The sequence below is a fragment of the Bradyrhizobium sp. AZCC 1610 genome, from assembly GCF_036924515.1.
Classification (GTDB): Bacteria; Pseudomonadota; Alphaproteobacteria; order Rhizobiales; family Xanthobacteraceae; genus Bradyrhizobium.
Genome location: NZ_JAZHRR010000001.1, coordinates 4868903 through 4889745 on the forward strand (window position 1 = coordinate 4868903; position 20843 = coordinate 4889745).

Genomic DNA, 20843 nt, shown 5'->3' on the forward strand with positions numbered 1-20843 from the left:
AACCGCGAATTGATCAAGGTATTCGTTCAAGCAGGCAGAAGCACATGTCCACAGATCTCATGCCAAATCGCTACAGACCCGGCGAATCCAACCTTCCCAGGCGCGAGTCCGAGCTGATTGCTCGCCGTGACGAAGTTCTTGGGGCCTCTTATCGGCTCCAGTACCGCCGCCCCCTGCACTTCGTTCGCGGCGAAGGCATGTGGCTCTACGATCCTGACGGGCGGGCCTATCTTGATTTCTATAACAACGTGCCGTCTCTCGGCCATTGCCACCCAGAGATAAACGCCGCAATGGCTGCGCAGGCAGGCCGGATAAGCGCCAACACGCGCTATCTCGAGCCAAAACTTGTCGACTATGCTGAGCGATTGGTCGATACGTTTCCTAACGAGCTCGACCGTGTGGTTTTTACTTGCACGGGGAGTGAATCCAACGATTTGGCCTTGCGTATCGCGCGATTTGCTAGTGGAAACGAAGGCGTGATTGTGTCAACCTATGCGTATCACGGCACTAGTGCGGCCACCGCCGCGGTTTCCCCGAACTTGGGCGACGCAGTCAAGCTCAGCCCATTCGTGCGCATGGTGTCCCTACCGGGGCCAGCAGGCGTGCCGGAATCGCAAGCTGCGGACTTTTTCGAGGCCCAGATTCGTTCGGCCATTATGGATCTGGACCGTCGTGGCATTGGCGTTGCGGCCCTGCTCATCGACAGTATTTTTTCCAGCGATGGCGTATGGGTCGATCCTCCTGGCTTCATCGCCAGTGGAGCTGCGGCAGTGCGGGAGGCAGGTGGTCTCGTCATCGCCGACGAAGTTCAACCGGGCTTTGGGCGAACTGGCGTTCATATGTGGGGCTTTGAGCGGCACAGGATTGTTCCGGATCTTGTCACCCTCGGGAAGCCGATGGGCAATGGATTTCCAATTGGCGCTGTCGTTGGTCGCAGAGCACCGATGAACCAATTTGGTGGCACCTCTCGCTACTCAAACACATTCGCTGGAAATACAGTTGGAATAGCGACGGCAGACGCCGTGCTAACGATCCTGCAGCGGGACCAAATCCCCCAAAAAGCGCTTGCCATGAGCCAGCGTCTCCGAGCCGGGCTGGAGAAAATCGCGATGCAGCCTTACTCAGTTCGCGCAATCCGAAACGCTGGTCTATTTTTTGGCGTCGACATTGGGCTTGAAGGTTCGCCGGCGGCAGGCCGGCGTGCAATGGCTCTGGATGTGGTGAACGCAATGCGGGACGACGGCGTGCTTGTGAGCACGACAGGGGCCAACGAGGATTCACTTAAAGTGCGCCCTCCGCTCGTTTGCCAAGCCGAACATGTTGACCTCTTCCTTGCATCCATGGAGCGCGCGCTCATCAGCGTCGCAGGCTAGACCGCCTACCTGCGAGCAGGTGGCCAAGCCTTAGTACAGGGCCACCGGAGCAAAAATTCGGAGAGTTATTGCAATGCCCGTTCAAGTTGATGTCGTTCAAAACAGCCGAGATTTTCCAAAATGCAGGCGTTGGGGCACACGCGCGGGTTGCTGGTTCGCGTGGGTCTCGCTGAGAAGGCGGATTCTTTTCCCGCCCAGCTCTCGGGCGGCCAGCGGCAACCCGTCGCGATCGCCAGCGACCAGTTCGGGGTCCAGTGCGGAAGTCGACTCGTCGAATAGGATCGCATCCGGACCGAGCCCGCGCGCGGAGCAGCATGGCGAGCAGCGCCTGACGAGCGCCTCCAGAGGCTCGAGAGCCTATGAAGGGTAAGGTCGCAGAACTCTGGCGCTATCCGGTGAGCTCCATGGCAGGCGAACAGCTCACCGTGGCTCGCGTCGAGGCAGGCGGCATTGCCGGCGACCGGATCTGGGGAGTGCTCGATGAAGCAACCGGCCGCATCGCCTCCCCTGGACGGGAAAAGCACTTCATCGGCGTGCCGCGCGCGCATGTTAGGATCGCTGATGGCGGCGTCGCCGTTTCGGCCGACGGCAGAAGTTGGGCTGGACCGGAGGACGCCTCGATGCGCGAAGCCTTGTCGACGACCTTCGGCTTCAAGCCAATGCTGAAGCCGTTCGACCCCATCGGATCGGGCGGTTTCCGCCCTCGCTACGAGCACGCTCCGATCCACCTCTTGACCACGGCTGCACTGCGCAGCCTTAGCCGAGAATTGCCCGACAGCGTCATCGACACGCGCCGCTTCCGTCCGAACATTCTTGTCGACTGGCCGGATGAGGACGAGACGGTGCCTGAAAAAGACTGGATCGGCCGGGAGATCAGGATCGGAGAGGTTGTGCTGCGGGGCAAGAGGCCTTGCGGACGCTGTGGCTTCATCACGATTGAGCAGGATCGCTTGCCGGTAGACGTCGAAATCCTGCGCAGAGTGGTCCAGCGTCACGGTCGTGATTTCGGGATTTATTGCGACGTCGTGTTTCCCGGCCACGTGACAACCGATGCGATGGTCGCCGTTGCGTAGGCTATGATATCGAATTCTTGTTGCGCAGGTTGCGTAACCGCCCCGAGACGAAGACCAAAATACTACGGTCGTCGAATGATTGGCGTACCGCAAACAGCACAGAGCGCCAGCACACGTTTTGCTGCCGCTGTCGGCAGTCCTTAGTAACAGTCTTCGGTTATCCAAGAAATTTGAAGTTCATTGCCTTTACCGGAACGGTGACTCGGTAAGGTGCGCCAGAAATGGTCTTACAGTCGGTGCAGTGACAAATAACGACATAGGAATTTATGTCCGCCTAATAGCTGTTCTGGTCGCAATGATAAGAACCATCAATTTTTCATTCCCCTGCCCGGTCACTAGTACCCGTGAACGGCCGCTTCGCGCCAAGAGCTGCCGGTCCTGGAGTCCGGTTTGGCCGGACGAACTGGCCCCGTTCACGCAAAGCGCAGAGGGGTAGTCGACCGCGCGCCTGCCTGCACTTATCCACTACCGCCGATTAAATGATGAAGCAGTGCCCTGGGACCGCTTGCGCTCAAATCCAACGTCGCCAGCGTGATAGGCAGGTTGAAACGGCGTGGCCCAGCACTTCCAGGATTGAGATAGAGCACCCCACCCGTGGTCTCAATCAGCGGCTGATGTGAATGGCCGGAAATAACCACGTTGATCCCACATGCCGCCGGATCGAGTTGCAGGTCGTGGATGTCATGAAGGATATAGATCGCGTGGTCGCCAAGCCTGACCGTCTCTGTATCAGGATAATTTTTCGCCCACGGCCCATTGTCGACGTTCCCCCTAATGGCGATAACAGGCGCAATCTGGCGGAGTCTGTCGATGACCTCAGGGCGGCCGATGTCGCCGGCATGGATGATATGGGCCATCCCGGCCAGCCGTTGCTCGGCTTCGGGACGCAGGATCCCGTGTGTATCCGAGATGACCCCGATTCTAAGCACGATGCGTGGTCCTGATCGTCCGAACGGCCGTTTGAAGATTTAGGAACGACCTATGTCTGGTGAATACGCAGTAGCCAGTCTCAGTCGTGTCGTCGCCTTCCCACTACTGCGCCAATAACCCCCGGCGTGCTCTCGGGGTCCGCTTCGCGCCAAGAGCTGCCACTCCGGTGAGGTCGCATTGTGACCCAACTGAGACATTGGCGCGGGGTTTCTGTCCCGCGTTTTGCGTTTAGGACCACGGCGGCTCTTCGCTCGCCCCGGCTGCCTCGTGGTGGATCGTGACACCCGCCGAACGCAACCCGGTCAGCAATACAGTTCTTACAGAGGCAGGATCGAATCCAATATCCTTGGCGTTTGGTGGATGTGCCTCGCTGCCCTTCAATCGGAGCGCCAAGTGCAGTTGCTCGCAAAGGTGCTGAACGACGAGATTGACCTGATCGTCAGTCATGATCTGCTTTTCCTGCTACCATTTTGCTACCCAACTAGGTTAGCACACATGAAAATAGGGCGGTACACGATTGGACCGCCCCAAGGATCAACCCCACGCGGGTGGGTCAGTTTGATTATGGCAGGGTTGTTAGCTCGAAAACGACAGTCCGAAGCGCATGTTGGGGGCATGTCAGAATCCAATCATCGCACTTGTAAATGCGGCGCGGTTTACGACCGCAGCGAGCACATTGTTGAGGAGCGCGAGATCAGCAGCTTTGAATGCGCCGTGTGCGGTGCAACTATCGAGAACTGGAACTCCGCTTGGGTTCCTCGATATCGATTCATTGCCCGTCCAGCTAGGACGCCCAATGACGCCAAATCCATCTGGATATCGCGACGGGGCAGAAGCCGGACCGCGATCCCACGCCAGAAGAGCAGGGCAAGGACCCGGCTGCGGCGGAGTTGGGCGCCAGCTCTCACCTTCCATCGTCCAGGTGATGCCGGGCGGTGCAGGCCGGCCGCGCGGCTAATTAAGAAATCTTCGGGCGCGAACCGGCGGGCGGGTGCCGACCTTTCCTTCCACATATCGGCGAATTAACTCGCGTTTGGGCTCTGGCGGCGCATAATCAAACAATCACCGCTCCGCCTTCCAGGCATTACCGGTGACAGAGAGTGTTGCGCTCCCGCCCCTCCGAGCAGCCGACCTGAAAACCGTTGGCGAGGTGCGCGAGATATCGGACGAGACACTGATCAGCCTTCCGGATTTTGGAGAGAGCTCGCTCCCTGATCTACGCAGGAAATTGGGACTGCCGTCGACCGACGGGGTTAGATCCTTGGGCAAAAAGCCCGCCTGATTTGCTGATTTGGCATTCCCCGCCGGGTAGTTTTGTGCGGTTGCGCGGGGCCCGCCATGGCAGTTGGAGAGTGCGATGCATAAGGCTACGACCTTCGAACACGGCGGCAAGGTCTACGAAGTTCGCGCGATCCCAACGTTAAACGGCTGGAAGGTTCGCATTTTCGTCGAGGGCATCCCGGCAACTGGCTTCACTTATTCAGTCGACGCCGAAGTCTATCAAGATGCTGCGATCGACGGAGTGCCGGAAGATTTGGTGGCCGGGCTGATGGAAACAGCGGAGCGTGATTTTCGGCGCGGCCTTGCCCAGGAATTGGTGGCCGCCGAAGAGGCTCCCGACGACGATATCGCGGCGGAAAACGATAAATTCAAACCATGAGATCACCCCCTGGCGCTCTTGCGAGATCCAGAAGCGGCCAGCTGACGCCGCGAATACCACCGGACGCGCAGTAGCCAAGCCCTCACGAGCGGCTTTTCGCAGGTGCACTATTGCCATCGACCGCAGGTTGCGGTCGGTCGGTTTGATTGTTGTCGGACGACCGGCTTGAACCGGCGCGCCGTAGGCGCATATTCCCGAGATGTCCGAATACCGACCCGCTTTCGTGGCGCGAAAAGGTAATCCCGGATTTGGCTGGGTGGTCGATGTTCTTTGGCCCGATGGCGAGACGGAGGTAGTCAAGGGTTTCGCCACCGAACAACAGGCCGACGAGTGGATCGCCAAACATTCCGAGGGCTGGCAGGGGAAAACTAAATGAGTTCTAAGAAATGGAATGATCCCCAACTCGACGCTGCTCAGTTTGCCATCGGTACCGCATACGGGTAACGCGGTCTGCACGGCCTGCGGGGCTGCGCTAGAGTCGTGGTGGAAAAGCACCCACGTTCCCTCATTCGAACTTGTCAAACGTCCGGACGGAAAGCCCGGTAGTAGGAGTTTGATTGTGGCAGGATGACTGGCTTGAACGGCAGCGCCGGAGGCGCATATTTGGAAAATGAACCCCGATTTGTCTGCGCCTTTGACCCACGAAGAATTCGTCTCGTTGCGGGACTGCGCTAAGGTTTGATGCACCACACAATCCCAGCCGAACACAAAGACCGATTGATCCAACTAGGGTACATACAGGAATTGTCGGGCGGACTTCGACTAACGAACGCTGGCAGGCTGAGGATTGCGGAAGGCAAATGACCGACAAGCACCCCAAACGTTCATACGGGTTCTCCGTTTTCACGTTATCGCCGCTCAACAGCTAGTGGCCACGTTGTCGCTTGCGCAAGCGAGGGCGTCGAACAGCCAGCCTGCATCAAGGGTTCAGATCCTCAGTGGTCACTACAACACCGCGGTCAGAGTGCCCCTCCCGCTGCAACTTCGCGAGAGCGAGATGTTCGATCTCGGCTCGGTGCCTTACAAAGATAGCGATGAGCTGTGCATGGCCTGCGTCCTTTCTGCTCATACGCTCTCTGTTCAGAAGGGCAGTCTCCGTTACCCGGCACTTTTCGATTTTGCCGCCGTACTCCACAACGAAATGGACGTAATCGCCGCCAGCAACAACCATGAGAATGGTCCTCAGACGGGGGTGAGACTAACATATGGTGGTTTATCCGGCCCCCTACAAGCGAGGGCTGCATGAGCGCATTAATCTGCCAGCGCCCATCTTCCATAGACCGACGCGATAAGCGTTTGGGCAATGGCCACGCCCGCGCGCGTCGGCATCGGATCAAGCGCGCCGTAGGTCCAATTCGGCCCCGTGCCTTTAGGGTACGTGCGAATTATCTCGACGCGCTTAATGCCTCGCGTGTGCGGATCCATCGCCAGAAGCCGAAGGCACTCGGCCTCAAGTTCGGCTGCGGATTTACGCGGCATCTCCTCCATCAAGCTTCTCCGGCTTCGGGATATCGACCTCTCGGAGGTGGCGCTGTTACCGCTCAAGCTCAAGCTGGGACCCGGTCATCAGTGATGTCGGCAGCCATTTCGAGACAGGCTCTAAGGGACGACCACCCCTGTTGCGCCGGCCGTCCCCGCGGGTGTTTGCTTGTTCCATGCAGGCGGAGCAGTCAATCGTCGTTGACCCAGAAAGTCCTGGCGGCATCAGCTCGCCGCACGGCCTGATCCTGTTCGACGGCGTATGCGTCCTATGCTCTCGCGGCTGCCGCTTCGTGAGCAAACGTGATCGCCGCGGCTATTTTCGCTTCGTTCCGATCCAGTTGGCCGAGGGACGTCCGCTCGCTGAGCAGATCCGCATCGATCCTGATCACCCGGATTCCTTTGCCTTCTTGGCGAGCGGCCAGGCCTATGTAAAATCCGAAGCCGTGCTGCGCATTGCGCGCGAGCTTCCGCGCTGGCAGTGGACATGGGTCTTCCAATTCATCCGACGGGTGATCCGCGACGCGATCTATGATTTGGTCGCGCGCAACCGCTATCGCTGGTTTGGCCGTCGCGACGCTTGCATCCTGCCGAATTCGGATCGTTCGTGGCCATCATGAACCGCGCCGAGACTGCGGGACGATGGCGCCTGGCGCTGGTTGGCTGCGGCCGGCATGACGAAGGAAGCAGGTTGCTGCTTTTCAACTCAGTCCCTATTACCGTAAGCACAATCTGCCGGATCAGCTTCGTATGCGCCCAAGCTCGGATCGAAGCGGAATAGTGTAGAGCAATAGGGGCAGACGATCTCACTGGCATCGACCATCTTGAGGTAGATGTGTGGGTGATCTTGCGGCGGTTTATCCCCAATACACTTGAACTCGCGGCAGCCAATGCGCACGATCGGCACCCCGACTTCATTATGAAACGTCGGATAACATTCCATCTGCAACGCGCGGCCTAGGCGCCCGATCGATGATGTAAAGTGCCGTGCGTGGATCGTCGAGCGAGGGCTCGATCAGCACCCGGTAAGCGGCGCCCCTCTCGCGTCGTTCGGTTGCCGTAAAACGCATCCATAGCGACGCGTCCATCGTCAGTTTCTCCCACAGGAGAGGGTTGAAAGCTAACGCAATTGCAGAGGCGCCGGGGTCGCCATCGCCGCGACGCGGTGCTTCACTGCGTTCTGCACCTTCTCGAAGGCGCTCACCTCGATCTGGCGTACGCGCTCGCGCGAGACGCCGAATTCCTCGGCCAGCTTCACGAGCGTGATCTGTTGCTCGGCGAGCCGGCGCGTCTCGAAGATGCGCCGCTCGCGCTTGTTGAGCACGGCGAGCGCATCGGACAACATCTTGCGGCGGTTATCGAACTCCTCGCTCGCGGCGAGCGTCGTCTCCTGGTCCGGGGATTCGTCCACCAGCCAGTCCTGCCACTCGCCGGAATCGCCGTCCTCGCGGATCGCGGCATTGAGCGAGGCGTCGCCGCCAAGCCGCCGGTTCATGTAAATCACGTCCGTTTCGGTGACGCCGATCCGCCGGGCGATGACCTTCACCTGGTCGAGCCGCATATCGCCATCGTCGAGGATGGAGATTTTGCTCTGGGCCTTGCGGAGGTTGAAGAACACCTTCTTCTGGTTGGCCGTGGTGCCCATCTTCACCAGCGACCACGAGCGCAGGATGCACTCCTGGATCGCCGCCTTGATCCACCATACGGCGTAGGTGGCGAACCGGAAGCCCTTCTCCGGCTCGAAGCGCTCGACCGCTTGCATCAGGCCGACATTGCCCTCGGAGATCGCCTCGGAGATAGGCAGGCCGTAGCCGCGATAGTCCCTGGCGATCTTGGTCACGAGCCGCAGATGGCTGGTGACCAGCTTGTGCGCCGCGTTGCGATCGCCGCGCTCCCGCCAGCGCTTCGCGAGCATGTATTCTTCCTGGCGCTCCAACATCGGGAACCGCTGGATTTCCTCAAGATAATGGGTGAGGCCGGGTTCGGCCGCGTTGCGGGCCATGATCAAGCCCTCAAACTAGTTTCGAAACAAAATTATCTGCATCCGATCGGTTGTCAAGTTAATTTCGAAACGCTATTATATTTCGCGAAGAGGCAAACATGTCAGCGCGCGAAACGGCAGAGCTCCTGCTGCAGGTGGGACGGCTGGTACAAGCTGAGGGCTATGACGGCGAACTCAGTCCGGCCCAATGGATGGCGCTCCGCTTCTTCGCCCGTGCCAACCCGTTCTCGCGGACCCCGTCGGCATTCGCGGAATTTCAAGCGACAACCCGCGGCACCGCAACACAAGCCATTAAGGCGCTTGAAGCGGGTGGGTACTTGGTCCGACAGCCATTCAAGACGGACGGGCGAAGCGTAAGTCTGCGACTGACGAGCAAGGGCAAAAAAGCGAATGCACGCGATCCGTTCGAGGTTCTGGTGCGCGCCGTGGATTCGCTCGACGCGACAGAGCGAACTGCGATGCGTCGCGCCCTGCACCAAGTGCTGTCCACTCTAGCTACGAGTGGTGCGCATCGGCGCTTCGGTGTTTGCCAGGACTGCACGTACTTCGGCAGAGAGATGTGCGGCAACCTGCCGAGCACGGACCCCTCGGCCGCTGAATGCCTGCTCCTCGGTGTTCCGATTCAGCCAGAGGACATAGGTCTTCTGTGCGTCCATTTTCAACCAATGAACGAGCACCGCGAGGACAGGCCGACACCATGAATGAGGTCGCCGCTGTGATCTGCTGAAAGGACGCTTAATTGACCTTCGTCGTCAACGAGAGCTGTATTCGCTGCAAAATCATGGACTGCGTCGACGTGTGCCCCGTAGACTGCTTCTACGAGGGCGAGAACATGCTCGTCATCCACCCGGACGAATGCATCGATTGCGGGGTCTGCGTGCCGGAATGCCCGGTCGACGCGATCCAGCCTGACACCGAGCCGGGGCTTGAGAAATGGCTGTCGCTGAATGCGGAATACGCGAAAATCTGGCCAAATATTACGGTCAAAAAAGCGCCCCCGCCCGACTCTAAGGAGTGGGAGGGGAAGCCGGACAAACTTCCATACTTCTCGCCAAATCCCGGCGCGGGTGATTGAGGCGAACAGCGCCCGCGCCGCAACATTCGCCTTCGCAATTTCCGCGAGGCGCTTACCTTCCTTCCAAATATCTGCGAATTAACTCGCGTTTGAGGTCCCTGGAGGCGTATACTCCGACAATCACCGCTGCGCCTCCTAGGCATTACCGGTGACAGAGAGTGTTGCGCTCCCGCCTGTTCGAGGGAAGCATCATGCCCCAATCTCAACGCCTGTCGTCCGTCATTCCATTCGCTGCAATTGAGCGCCCCGCCTGTCCGAAGTGCAAGGCCCCGATGATGCTCGTCAGCATCGAGCCAGCACGCGCCCGGGGCGTCGACTTGCAAACGTTTGAATGCGCTGTCTGCAATCAGGTACTTACGAGCTTTGCCGCGTTTGAAGACCCCATGAAGTCCAAGGGCCTTGGACGCTGGCTTCAAGGCGATTTGCACCCACCGAAGTAAGGCCCGCCGGCGTGAACCGGCGGGGTCGGGCGGCGCGGGACTAGTCCAGCTCGCGCCCTCGTGGTCAGATCTCCTCGGTTTCAGCCTCCGGCTGGCTGCGGTAGGCGTCTCGGAGCCACAGGCGATTGGCCCGAGGGCGGCGACTACCACACCATTGCAGGCTTCGCGGTCTTTCTACTCGGCAGAATACCCGTCGTTGGCGATCAGTTCGTCTGGGAGGGATGGCGCTTCGAGATCGCCGACATGGACCGCCAACGGATCAACAAGCTACGTGTCTCAAGAGTATCGGAGTGAACCTTGTCGCGCTCGCCTGCCAAGGTGATCTTGATCAAACCGGTCTGCGACACCTACACTGGTCCCCAGTGGGATGACTTCTGAGTTTGGCACATTTCGGACGTAGCGCGATGTCTCAGTTGAGTCCGTTAAGCGCTCCGGAGCGGACGTGGATTATCCTCAAAATAATTGATGTCGGCTGCCCCTGATTTTGCGGCCCCAGTGACATTTACTTCTCCCTCGGGCATCCCCACATAGTCACCGTGACCCAATGGCAAAAATCTGGCTTTACGCGGGAGCCGCCGAAGACGAAGGCTGAGCTGCGCCAGATGCTGACCGAGGCCGTCCGCAACACGCAGCCCAGCGCGGAGAACGGGTCGAAGCGCCCGAAGGCCAAAAATGATCGCGGCTAGGGCGGCCTACGTCGATTAGATTTGCTCGGGCCATAAGATAACCACCCCGGGATTTTCGCGCGTCCACGGCCAAGCAGCAAGTCGCTGACTAATTGATGCCGCGCGATCCTAACTGATTCCGGCAGTCGGACGATCTGTTCGGTCGGCCGTCGGACTTTGCCGCGCGTTCCAGCAGTTTGAGGAGAGGGATCATGTACGCCGATTCTCTGTTCAATGCTTTCGCTCGGTCCTTTGAGGTTCGAAGCGAAACCGACATGTCGATGGCGGAATATCTGGAATCGTGTCGAGGCGATCCGATGCGATATGCCAATGCGGCCGAGCGCCTGCTTGCTGCGATCGGTGAGCCTCAAATGATTGATACGGCCAAGGACGCCCGCCTTGGCCGTATCTTTTTTGAACAGGACCATCCGCGCCTACCCCGCCTTCGCCGGATTCTATGGCATGGAAGAAACCATCGAGCGCATCGTCGGCTTCTTCCGGCACGCAGCTCAAGGTCTGGAAGAGCGCAAGCAGATTCTCTATCTGCTGGGGCCGGTGGGCGGTGGAAAATCGTCGCTGGCGGAGCGGCTGAAATCGTTGATGGAAGTCCATCCCATCTACGTGCTGAAGGCCGGCGACGAACTCAGTCCAGTGTTCGAGAGCCCCCTGAGTTTGTTCGATCCGGAATCGCTGGGGCCGATGATTGAAGAAAAGTACGGCATTCCGCGGCGTCGCCTCCATGGACCGATGAGTCCGTGGTGCTACAAACGGCTGGAAGCATTCGGCAGCGACATTTCACGATTCCGGGTCGCCAAAATCCAGCCCTCGCGCCTGCGGCAGATCGCGGTCGCGAAAACCGAGCCTGGCGACGAGAACAATCAGGACATCTCCTCGCTGGTCGGCAAGGTCGACATTCGCAGGCTGGAGACCTTCGCCCAGAACGACCCTGATGCCTACAGCTATTCCGGCGGCTTGAATCGCTCCAACCAGGGGCTCCTCGAATTCGTCGAGATGTTCAAGGCGCCGATCAAGATGCTGCACCCGCTGTTAACGGCGACTCAGGAAGGCAACTACATCGGTACCGAGAATATCGGGGCCATTCCATTCACCGGTGTCATTCTCGCGCATTCGAACGAAGCCGAATGGCAAAGCTTCAAGGCCAACAAAAAGAACGAAGCCTTCATCGATCGCATCTGCGTGATCAAGGTGCCGTACTGCTTGCGGGTGACCGAGGAGCAGAAGATCTATGAGAAACTTATCCAGGGATCGGAACTCGCTTCCGCGCCGCGTGCGCCGGCAACCCTGGAAACGCTCGCGCGCTTCTCGGTGATGTCACGTCTTCGCAAGCACGAAAACTCTACCCTGTTCGCGAAAATGCGGGTCTATGATGGTGAAAGCCTCAAGGAATCCGATCCGAAGGCCCGGAGCGTCCAGGAATACAAGGATGCTGCCGGCGTCGACGAAGGCATGGCCGGCGTCTCGACGCGCTTTGCATTCAAGGTCCTAGCCGCGACCTACAATCACGATACCGCGGAACTTGGCGCCGATCCCGTCCATCTGATGTATGTGCTCGAGCATTCGATCCGCCGTGAGCAGGTTCCTGAGGAAGTCGAAAAGCGTTATCTCGAATTCATCAAGGCCGAGCTCGTGCCGCGCTATGCGGAATTCATCGGCCACGAGATCCAGAAAGCCTATCTGGAATCCTATTCGGATTACGGTCAAAACCTGTTCGATCGCTACGTGGATTATGCCGATGCCTGGATCGAAGATCAGGACTTCAAGGACCCCGATACCGGCCAGATGCTCAATCGCAACCTTCTCAACCAGGAACTGACCAAGATCGAGAAGCCTGCGGGCATCACCAACCTGAAGGACTTCCGCAACGAGGTCGTCTGCGGTCGAGGGCACAGAACAGCGGCAAAAACCCGTCCTGGACCAGCTATGAAAAGATTCGAGAAGTCATCGAGAAACGGATATTTTCGCAGGTCGAAGACCTTCTTCCGGTTATCTCGTTTGGCTCGAAAAAGGACGGCGATGCCGAAAGGAAGCACGGCGAGTTTGTCGCGCGCATGGTGGACGCGGCTATACCGAGCGTCAGGTTCGCCGCCTCGTGGAATGGTACATGCGGGTGAAGCAAGCCGGCTGAGGCAAATGCAAGGGTGGCTATGCACATCGTCGATCGGCGCCTGAATCCGGGCAGCAAAAGCCTTGAGAACCGTCAATTTGTGACACGCTAATCGAGGGCTTCAGCCACTTCGTTACCTCCATGACTGCTCCGATTGCTTCCGGTTGGAGCGGTTGCCGGATGGGATTTGCACCCGCTGGAAAGCGCCGCCTTTGCACGGCGCACACCCAACCCGGACATTCCTCGACCGACAGCTTTTGGCGCAAAGCGGACGTTCGCTGAAAAGCTGTGTCAGAAAGTCCAACAGGCAACATCATTCGATCAGTTCGTCAGGTCCTAAGAGAAGCGATTTGGCACGTACCGTGTAATCGCTTCGGTACGTCTAGCACGCGCAATGGCACAGCAGTAATTTGCATTGTCACGCCTGTGGGCCATTAGGTCCGAAGCGGAGATTTGGGCGATGGTTCAATCAAAGGAAAGCGTAGGTGAGTAGGAGCCAGGTATGGAACACACGCCGGGTGAAGGTGCAGGAACATCGCGAGAGGCTGCGGGCGCAGGGCTTGCGGCCTATCCAGATTTGCGGCCAAATTCCGGGCCCTTATCAGCTTTTTAAAGAAAATTGTGAGAGACCCGAGCCGAGCGATCCGAACGGCGGCCCAAATGGAATTTAGTCCTGACGATCCCAGGATTCAGTTCACGCTAACGCGGATTTGCCAGATGATTGCAAATCCCAATTCGCGCCGGATTATTGAGATGTAGGCGAGTAAGCCCTTGTTCGAGCAAGATCCCGCCCGCTTCGCCGAGAAGATCGAGGCGCTCACGAAGTGAGCAAGGAAAAAACTTTCGACATGGTCAGTCGAGCGCAATACGACGAAGCCAAAAGGGTCTTAGAAGAAATCCGATATGAGCTTGACACCCAACCTCTCACGCTTGACCAGCGGCGGGAGGTGGAATGCTATGCCGCCGGTCTCTCAGGCAAGTTGCCAAGCCCTTGGCTTCCAGTCTCATGGCCCCGGCGGCTGATCGCAGCCGGGATGACCACGCGCGCGACCGTGGCCACCGGAAATGACCGTTTCCGGGATGATCCACGGCCCACACGCGCTATCCAAATAAGCCCGCGGCGCCGCGCTGATCAGGGGTCAACGTCGTGGCCGCGGATTGACTCTACGGGGGGATTGCATGGCGCGCGCAGCTTGGCTTTACGGACCTCGTCATGAAGCTTATTGCGCATCGTGGATGGTCCGCTGGTCCGGGTGAAAACTCGCTCGCCGCGTTCGCACGTGCCGCCCGTGACGGCAGAATATCTGGCGTCGAATTCGACGTCTGCCTTGCAGCGGATTCCGACACATTGGTGGTGTCACACGACCCGCCGCCTCATGTCGAGAATGCGCTTACCCTCGATGCGGCACTGTCGCTTCTTTCACCAACTGACCTTGACCTGTTTGTGGAGGTGAAGGAGACGGGACTTGCCTCTAGAGTCATCGAGAGGCTGGTTGCCAGCAACGTGGCCCGTCGCTCGGTCGTATTTGCCTTTGCCGCCGTCGCAAGATCCTTTCCGTGGGAGGGTGCGCGACCGGTGCGCCTGGGCATCATCGTCATGTACCCGTGGAACCTGAATCGTGCGGTGCGCAGGTATGCGCCGGATGTCCTCCTGCTCGGCTGGGACACGCGCGCTTGGACGCGAGTCGCTTTTCGCGCATGGTGGTCCATTTTCTCGCTTGAGCGGCTTGCGGGACGCCACCACGTGCCGGTTGTGGTAGGAATCGTGCAACGCATGGACGACCTTCATTGGCTCTCGCGGCAGCGCCTCTACGGGGCGGTTGCCGACGTCGACCGCACTATCGGCCGCAGCGCCAGACCTGATTAGGCCAGCGCAAACCCGTTCGTCGCCTGTGACGTATTCGAAACCAGCTGACAGATCGGCCTGATCTGGCGTGGGGAAGTATTCGATTTTGCAGGAAAGCCGGGTGCGGAGCCCGGTTCTCTTGCGTTTGGGATCGGGGTGGCTGTTGTTCTTGAGGACTGGATTTACTGAACGAGCCACGGTGCGAGCAAAGATCGCAAGTTGGCTGAGAAAGCAGAGCAAGGCGACCTACAGGCCATCCAACAGATCGCGGACCGGTTGGACGGTAAGCCAGTTCAGGCCGCGATGTCCCGTTGGAGACGATGACCGACCAGCAACTTATGGCGATCAGTCGCGCGGATTTGTGGAACCCATTCAGGAACTAAATGGCGGCGGGAGTGCCCTGGGGACTGATTTGGGATCGAACTCTACGTTCCCAAAAATAGCGTAGTAACCATTTTCCGTGTTTTCGCCGCAGCCGTGGTTCTCGTCTTCTATCTCCCGTGATCTCGGGAGTCATGCTTGCGATTGCTGATGCGACTGGCGGGTTGCCGGGCACTCTCACCGGCTGGTGGAAGTATATCGGCGATGTGATCGCCGAAGGCGCTGGCTTTTCTGCAAGCTACAAAGAGAACATGTTCACTAAATGGGGCATCGCCGCGCTCCTCAGTGTCATCGGTCACACACTGCTTTCGATTTCGAGGGCGTGGATGCATCGATGAGGAATTTCGGAAACCCCGCTACTTGCCTTAACGCAACCCGAAGGGAATGACTGCGCGGTCGTGCGCCAGATCGCTCGCGGCCTGCGAGGCTGTCCGCTTGTGGCAGATTGTGTTGAAAAAGTCCTCTTTCGCTGATGATTGAAAATTCTGCTTATCCGGATTTTCGTGTTGAAATGCGATCATCCACGACAGGGAAAGCTCGGATTATCGTGTTGAGAGGTATCTGAGCAGCCCTCGATGCATCGGCAAAAGGCTGGCCAATCGGATGCGATTATGCTAGGTTACATGTAACCAAACATGGAGGGACTGATGGCGACGGCGTCAAGGCCCAAGCCTGGCCGGACGAAGGTCCGGGAACATCGTGAGAGGTTGCGGGCACAGGGCTTGCGGCCTATCCAGATTTGGGTGCCCGATGTGCGGTCTTCATCCTTCCGCAAGCAGGCCCATCGTCAGTCACTTGCTGTTGCGGCCAGCAGCCATGCCCGCGACGATCAGGCTTTCATCGACGACGTGTCCGATCTGGACGATGAATGAGACGCGGTGAGATCTGGACCGTCGCGGGCGGCAAGGATTACGCAGGCAAGCCGCGCCCCGTCGTCATCGTGCAGGACGACAGGTTCGACGCGACCGACTCCATCACCATTTGCGCCTTCACCACCGATCCGACGGATGCGCCGTTGTTCCGGCTCATCTTCGAGCCGAATGAGCGCAACGGCTTGCTCTCGACATGCCGGCTGATGGTAGACAAAAAATCACAACCGTTCCCAAGGCCAAGGTCGGCAGGCGTATTGGGCGTCTCGACGATGAAGATATGGTACGGCTCAATCAGGCGATGATGGTGTTCCTCGGCATGGCCGTATCCCCCAGGGGCGGAAGAAAATGAAGCCATGGCCACCTTAGGCGCCGAGCCGCCTACACGGACGGCCATTCCCAGAGCATGGACATTTCAACACGAAAATCCGGATAGCCAAAATTCTCAGGACCGCTGGTGCGTCCCTCTCGCTGCGAGGTGAGGGACCACATCATTTACCGCAACAACGATCGCTGGCCCTCGTATCGATTCTACAGAGCCTTGCAACGCCTGAAATCGCCAATGCGCTACATTTGCGAGATTTTCGGAGCTCCGCGATTTTCGAGTTTTTCAACACAATCGGCACTTAACTGACGTCGGCCTTCAGGCGGAGGTCCCCTTTGCGCCACAAGCTACCGTTCCTTGCGGAACACCTTCGCGAGCGCGACAACAACGTTCAGCCCGGCCCTTGCTCATAATTCGAGTTGCTCCGAGATCGAAAGCGCATCATCAACTTCGATGCCGAGATAACGAACCGTGCTCTCAAGCTTACTATGGCCAAGCAATAGCTGTACCGCCCTTAGGTTGCCGGTCTTCTTGTAAATCAGTGCTGGCTTGGTTCGTCTGAGCGAATGGGTGCCATAGCTGCCGACCTCCAACCCCGCACGGTCGATCCAGGACCTCACCAGCCGTGCATACTGTCTGATCGACAGATGCTCTCTTCCGATCAGTCGGCTTGGGAAGAGGTATTTCCCTGTCTTGAGCTGCAAAACGTCGATCCACGCTTGAATGGCTATCCGAGTCTGGTCGGTGATTTCGAATTGGACCGGCCGGCCAGTTTTCTTCTGGATCACTGTCGCTCGGTCCCGCACGCGCCCTCCGATGCAGACGTCATCCAGACCTATTCGGACGAGATCACATCCCCGCAGCTTGCTGTCGATCGCCAGATTGAACATCGCGAGATCGCGCTTGCGCTGCTCCAGCTGTAACCGGACACGAATCGTCCAGACCTCTTTCGGCTTCAAGGGCCGCTTTTGACCGACAATCCTGCCCTTATTCCAGGGGTGGCGAGAACGTTCGTGAAGGCGGCTTGAACACATTGAGCTCCGTCGCGCCCTCCCGGTCCACACACCCTAGCTAGATAGGAACGTGGTCAGTCACGCAAAGTGATGGCGAGGAAATCCTCAGCGGATCTGCGCCAATAGCGGAAGTCCGACGTCCTCATTCGATCACTTCGTCGGTGCAAGCGAGCAAAGTTGCCGCCTGAGCGGCGCAACGCTGACTAGTCGCTCGGCTGCTCGATCCTTCCGGTGCGCTGAAAATACGACATGAGCATCTGGCAAATTAGCGCCCACGAAGTGCCGAAGCACCAGCCCGCCAACACATCGCTCGGATAATGAACTCCGAGATATATGCGGCTGACTCCGACCAGCAGAGTAAGGATCGCGGCAGTCATTATAAGATGGATGCGAACAGAGCGGGAAGCTTGCGTTTGAGCAAGCATCAAGCCGAGCGTCAGATAGCAGACAGCCGAAATCGCTGCGTGCCCGCTCGGAAAGCTCAGCGTAGAGACCTGAGTGAGTTGAGCGACGAGATCGGGGCGCGCTCGCGCAATGGCAAGCTTGAGAAGGGTATTGAGAATGGCGCCGCTCAGGACCGTCGTCAGGACGAACAAACCGGCGTGACGTTTGCCTATGGCAAAAAGGAACGTGGTCACAACCGTGACCAGCAGTGCAAGTACCGCGGTACTGCCCAGTGCGGTGATGTCTCGCACAACGTCAAGCAACCATGGCGGCCCGATTGGCCGCGACAGGTCGGACGCATGGCGAAAGGCGACCATCAACCAACGGTCAAACGCGATAGGCTCTCCTTCGGTCACTTCCAGTGCGATGAACGCAAAACCGAATAGAAGAACGGCGACGAACAAGGTCGGAGCCCAAGACCTCAGATGCCTGGCAGCATTCTGCGATTCAGTTGTTCTCATCTTCGTCGCCTCCGGGGAGTTCAACTTCCATCAATCTCCAAAGATACGAAGTGAGGTTTGGCGGCTAAGCGAGCATTGGCAATGCGGATTATGCGCTTTGCCAAAAGTCCATCCCTGATCGGGTGTCGGTATCGGGCTCTCTACAAAGCGGAAATCGTCTTCACGAATATTGCCTTCAGGTCTTCTGACAAGGAGCCATTGGCGATGACGTCGTTGCTCATTGCTTTCCCTGTGCCGGAAATGGCGTCACCGAGGATAGCCTATGGCATTTTGCGCTGACGCGGTGATTTAAAATGTCACCCGGTCTGGGCTATCGAGTGCAGCTCATTGACGAGCACGCGCATGTTCTCGCTGTAGTCCACGGGCACTACGACGAGATGGACGCCGCCTTCCGCGAAAGCCGCTCCCAGCGTCGTCGCGAGTTCCGAGACCTTGCCGACGCGGGAGCCCTTGGCGCCATATGACTTCGCATAAGCGACGAAATCAGGATTGCCGAAGTCGAGACCGAAGTCGGAGAATCCGTCGACTTCCTGCTTCCATCGGATCATACCGTAGGCACGATCCTCGAGCACGAGCACGACGAGATTCAATTTGAGCCGCACGGCCGTCTCAAGCTCCTGCGAATTCATCATGAAGCCGCCATCACCGCAGACGGCGAGCACGCGCCTGTCCGGATAAATCAGCGACGCTGCGATCGCCGAAGGAAGACCCGCACCCATGGTCGCCAGCGCGTTGTCGAGCAGCAGCGTGTTGGCGACGCTGGTGCGATAGTTGCGGGCGAACCAGATCTTGTACATGCCGTTGTCGAGGGCAACGATGCCGTCCGGCGGGATGACCTGGCGGACGTCGTGCACGATGCGCTGCGGCGTCAGAGGAAACCGATCCTCCGTCGACCGTTCGGCGAGGTGGGCAAGGATCCCTTCCCGCAAACCCAGCAATGCCTGACCATTGGGGAGGTTGCCTTCGAGGCGATCGGCCAGGCTCGTGAGGCTCGCGCCGACGTCGCCGACGATCTCCGCCTGCGGGAAGTAAACCTGTTCCACCGTCGCCGGCGTGGCGCCGACATGGATAACCTGCGGTCCATCATGGCCCATCAGGAAAGGGGGCTTCTCGACGGTGTCGTGGCCGATCGAAATAATCAGATCGGCCTGGTCGACGGCCTCGTGAATCCAATCCCGCTCCGACAGCGCGGGCTGTGCCCATATAGAGATTGGAGCCGGCATTGACCGCGCCCTTCCCCATCTGGGTGTTGAAGAATGGAATCCTGCATCGTCGCACGAACGCCGACAGCGGCTCGGCGAGATGCGGACGGCTCGCCGCGGCGCCCAGCATGACGAGCGGCCTGCTGGCGCCCCTGATCATGGCTGCGGCGCGCTCGATGGCCGCTGTAGGCGCGACTGGAAGCTCGACGACATGCGGGGGAATGATGTCGGCCGCGGCTTCGTCGGCCGCGATATCCTCGGGTAGTTCGAGATGCACGGGGCCCGGCCGCTCCTGCTGCGCGACCCGGAAGGCGTCGCGAACCAGGGTCGGAATACTCTGCGCGGAGACGATCTGCGTCGCCATCTTGGTGAGCGGCCGCATGGTCGCAACGATGTCGACGATTTGGAAGCGCGCCTGGCGGCTGCTCCGGATCGCCTTCTGTCCTGTCATCATGACCATCGGCATCGCGCCCAAATGCGCGTAGGCCGCAGCCGTCGTCAAATTGAGCGCACCGGGACCCAGCGTCGTCAGGCAGACGCCCGCGCGCCCGGTGAGGCGCCCGTAGGTGGCCGCCATGAAACCGGCAGCCTGTTCGTGCCGTGTCAATACCAGCTTGATCTTCGAGCGCCGCAGCGACTCCAGCACGTCGAGATTCTCCTCGCCGGGAATGGCGAAGATGTACCCCACGCCCTCGTTCTCAAGGGCGGCCACCAGCAGATCGGAGGCTTTTGTCACGCGGCCGAAACTCCGCTCGCTCCTGTTGCAGCTTTCTCCGCTCGACGTGGCAGTGTCCATTCCGGCCGAATGAAGTGACAGGTGTAGCCGTCAGGATATTTTTCCAGATAATCCTGATGCTCGGGCTCGGCCTCCCAGAACGGTCCGGCAGGGGCCACCTCGGTGACAACCTTGCCCGGCCAAAGGCCGGAAGCTTCGACATCGGCGATGGCGTCTTCAGCGATCCGCTTCTGCGCGTCGCTGGTATAGAAGATGGCCGACCGGTAGCTCGCGCCGCGGTCGTTGCCCTGGCGGTTCAGCGTCGAGGGATCATGGATCTGGAAAAAGAACTCCAGCAGCCTGCGATAGCTGATGGTCTGCGGATCGAAGGTGATCTCAATGGCCTCGGCGTGATTGCCGTGGTTGCGATAGGTCGCATTTGGCACCTCGCCGCCGGTGTAGCCGACCCTGGTCGAAATCACGCCGGGATAGCGGCGTATCAGATCCTGCATGCCCCAGAAGCAGCCGCCGGCCAGGACTGCGCGTTCCGTCGAAACCGTCATGTCTGTCCTCCCTGGATACGCCGCGGGCGTCGTTCCCGAACTCTATCAAGGACGCATAATGAGGCCGAACGATGCAGAAGCGCAATGATCCAGAACGGCCGCTTTGCGCCAAGAGCTGCCGGTCCTGGAGTCCGGTTTGGCCGGACGAACTGGCCCCGTTCACGCAAGCGCAGAGGGGTAGTCGACCGCGCGCCTGCCTGCA

General features: G+C 59.0%; 22 protein-coding genes and 4 pseudogenes. 15 read left to right on the forward strand and 11 right to left on the reverse strand.

The window, feature by feature from the left end; translation table 11 throughout:
* Positions 1-44 precede the first annotated feature (44 nt).
* From V1279_RS24120 to V1279_RS24130, 3 genes and pseudogenes are all read left to right on the forward strand, one after another.
* Positions 45-1373, forward strand: coding sequence for an aspartate aminotransferase family protein (locus V1279_RS24120; RefSeq protein ID WP_334440931.1), 1329 nt, complete (start codon positions 45-47; stop codon positions 1371-1373).
* Between the two features lie 147 nt (positions 1374-1520).
* Positions 1521-1607, forward strand: a pseudogene (locus tag V1279_RS24125) (amino acid ABC transporter ATP-binding protein); the annotation flags it as partial.
* A gap of 125 nt (positions 1608-1732) precedes the next feature.
* On the forward strand, positions 1733-2446 hold the full coding sequence (locus V1279_RS24130) for an MOSC domain-containing protein (RefSeq protein ID WP_334440933.1): 714 nt from the start codon (positions 1733-1735) through the stop codon (positions 2444-2446).
* 157 nt (positions 2447-2603) lie between these two features.
* Here V1279_RS24130 and V1279_RS37945 read toward each other — a convergent pair whose 3' ends face one another.
* The 3 genes from V1279_RS37945 to V1279_RS24140 form a co-directional block, all read right to left on the reverse strand.
* On the reverse strand, positions 2604-2714 hold the full coding sequence (locus V1279_RS37945) for a GFA family protein (protein WP_442894910.1): 111 nt from the start codon (positions 2712-2714) through the stop codon (positions 2604-2606).
* A 190-nt stretch (positions 2715-2904) separates the two neighbouring features.
* Positions 2905-3378, reverse strand: a complete 474-nt coding sequence (locus tag V1279_RS24135) for a metallophosphoesterase family protein (RefSeq protein WP_334446562.1) — start codon at positions 3376-3378, stop codon at positions 2905-2907.
* Positions 3379-3604: 226 nt separating this feature from the next.
* On the reverse strand, positions 3605-3823 hold the full coding sequence (locus tag V1279_RS24140) for a hypothetical protein (RefSeq protein WP_057855775.1): 219 nt from the start codon (positions 3821-3823) through the stop codon (positions 3605-3607).
* A 910-nt stretch (positions 3824-4733) separates the two neighbouring features.
* On the opposite strand from V1279_RS24140, the gene V1279_RS24145 reads away from it, so the two are divergent.
* Entirely contained in the window at positions 4734-5036 is a 303-nt protein-coding gene (locus V1279_RS24145; protein ID WP_213257351.1) for a hypothetical protein, read from the forward strand.
* Between the two features lie 199 nt (positions 5037-5235).
* Entirely contained in the window at positions 5236-5412 is a 177-nt protein-coding gene (locus V1279_RS24150) for a hypothetical protein (RefSeq protein ID WP_334440938.1), read from the forward strand.
* A gap of 543 nt (positions 5413-5955) precedes the next feature.
* On the opposite strand, the gene V1279_RS24155 is transcribed toward V1279_RS24150, so the two are convergent.
* Together V1279_RS24155 and V1279_RS24160 are read right to left on the reverse strand one after the other, a co-directional pair.
* A complete protein-coding gene (locus V1279_RS24155) occupies positions 5956-6207 on the reverse strand; it encodes a DUF1488 family protein (RefSeq protein WP_334440940.1) in 252 nt (83 codons plus the stop codon).
* A gap of 80 nt (positions 6208-6287) precedes the next feature.
* Entirely contained in the window at positions 6288-6524 is a 237-nt protein-coding gene (locus tag V1279_RS24160; RefSeq protein ID WP_247508829.1) for a hypothetical protein, read from the reverse strand.
* A gap of 167 nt (positions 6525-6691) precedes the next feature.
* Between V1279_RS24160 and V1279_RS24165 the strand changes: the two genes are divergently transcribed.
* Complete coding sequence (locus V1279_RS24165; RefSeq protein ID WP_334440942.1) at positions 6692-7135, forward strand: thiol-disulfide oxidoreductase DCC family protein; 444 nt, start codon at positions 6692-6694, stop codon at positions 7133-7135.
* An 86-nt stretch (positions 7136-7221) separates the two neighbouring features.
* On the opposite strand, the gene V1279_RS24170 is transcribed toward V1279_RS24165, so the two are convergent.
* Both V1279_RS24170 and rpoH read right to left on the reverse strand, forming a co-directional pair.
* A complete protein-coding gene (locus V1279_RS24170; protein ID WP_247832016.1) occupies positions 7222-7458 on the reverse strand; it encodes a zinc-finger domain-containing protein in 237 nt (78 codons plus the stop codon).
* Between the two features lie 177 nt (positions 7459-7635).
* Positions 7636-8517, reverse strand: a complete 882-nt coding sequence (rpoH, locus tag V1279_RS24175) for an RNA polymerase sigma factor RpoH (protein WP_334440950.1) — start codon at positions 8515-8517, stop codon at positions 7636-7638.
* Between the two features lie 98 nt (positions 8518-8615).
* On the opposite strand from rpoH, the gene V1279_RS24180 reads away from it, so the two are divergent.
* The 9 genes and pseudogenes from V1279_RS24180 to V1279_RS24220 form a co-directional block, all read left to right on the forward strand.
* On the forward strand, positions 8616-9218 hold the full coding sequence (locus V1279_RS24180; RefSeq protein ID WP_334440952.1) for a MarR family winged helix-turn-helix transcriptional regulator: 603 nt from the start codon (positions 8616-8618) through the stop codon (positions 9216-9218).
* Between the two features lie 38 nt (positions 9219-9256).
* Entirely contained in the window at positions 9257-9592 is a 336-nt protein-coding gene (gene fdxA, locus V1279_RS24185; RefSeq protein ID WP_057842664.1) for a ferredoxin FdxA, read from the forward strand.
* Between the two features lie 500 nt (positions 9593-10092).
* Entirely contained in the window at positions 10093-10326 is a 234-nt protein-coding gene (locus V1279_RS24190) for a transporter associated domain-containing protein (protein WP_334440954.1), read from the forward strand.
* A 583-nt stretch (positions 10327-10909) separates the two neighbouring features.
* Positions 10910-12843 (forward strand): annotated as a pseudogene (locus V1279_RS24195) (PrkA family serine protein kinase).
* Positions 12844-13340: 497 nt separating this feature from the next.
* Positions 13341-13493 carry an antitoxin MazE-like protein gene (locus tag V1279_RS24200; protein ID WP_334440956.1) on the forward strand — a complete coding sequence of 51 codons (153 nt, stop codon included), beginning with the start codon at positions 13341-13343 and terminating at the stop codon, positions 13491-13493.
* 542 nt (positions 13494-14035) lie between these two features.
* Entirely contained in the window at positions 14036-14689 is a 654-nt protein-coding gene (locus tag V1279_RS24205; protein WP_334440958.1) for a glycerophosphodiester phosphodiesterase, read from the forward strand.
* Positions 14690-15183: 494 nt separating this feature from the next.
* Positions 15184-15387, forward strand: a complete 204-nt coding sequence (locus V1279_RS24210) for a hypothetical protein (protein WP_334440960.1) — start codon at positions 15184-15186, stop codon at positions 15385-15387.
* Positions 15388-15696: 309 nt separating this feature from the next.
* Complete coding sequence (locus V1279_RS24215) at positions 15697-15921, forward strand: antitoxin MazE family protein (RefSeq protein WP_213249740.1); 225 nt, start codon at positions 15697-15699, stop codon at positions 15919-15921.
* A pseudogene (locus tag V1279_RS24220) lies at positions 15918-16183 on the forward strand (type II toxin-antitoxin system PemK/MazF family toxin); the annotation flags it as partial. The gene V1279_RS24215 and the pseudogene V1279_RS24220, both read left to right, overlap by 4 nt.
* Before the next feature lie 467 nt (positions 16184-16650).
* Here the strand turns inward: V1279_RS24220 and V1279_RS24225 are convergent.
* The 4 genes and pseudogenes from V1279_RS24225 to msrA form a co-directional block, all read right to left on the reverse strand.
* Positions 16651-17277: a tyrosine-type recombinase/integrase gene (locus V1279_RS24225; protein WP_334367044.1), complete on the reverse strand. Its 627-nt coding sequence runs from the start codon at positions 17275-17277 to the stop codon at positions 16651-16653.
* Between the two features lie 182 nt (positions 17278-17459).
* The gene (locus tag V1279_RS24230) at positions 17460-18104 is read right to left on the reverse strand and encodes a phosphatase PAP2 family protein (protein ID WP_334440963.1); all 645 of its coding nucleotides are present in this window, start codon (positions 18102-18104) and stop codon (positions 17460-17462) included.
* 353 nt (positions 18105-18457) lie between these two features.
* A pseudogene (locus V1279_RS24235) lies at positions 18458-20099 on the reverse strand (acetolactate synthase large subunit).
* Positions 20096-20641: a peptide-methionine (S)-S-oxide reductase MsrA gene (gene msrA, locus V1279_RS24240; RefSeq protein WP_334440966.1), complete on the reverse strand. Its 546-nt coding sequence runs from the start codon at positions 20639-20641 to the stop codon at positions 20096-20098. Before msrA ends, V1279_RS24235 begins: the two are co-directional and overlap by 4 nt.
* Positions 20642-20843 lie beyond the last annotated feature (202 nt).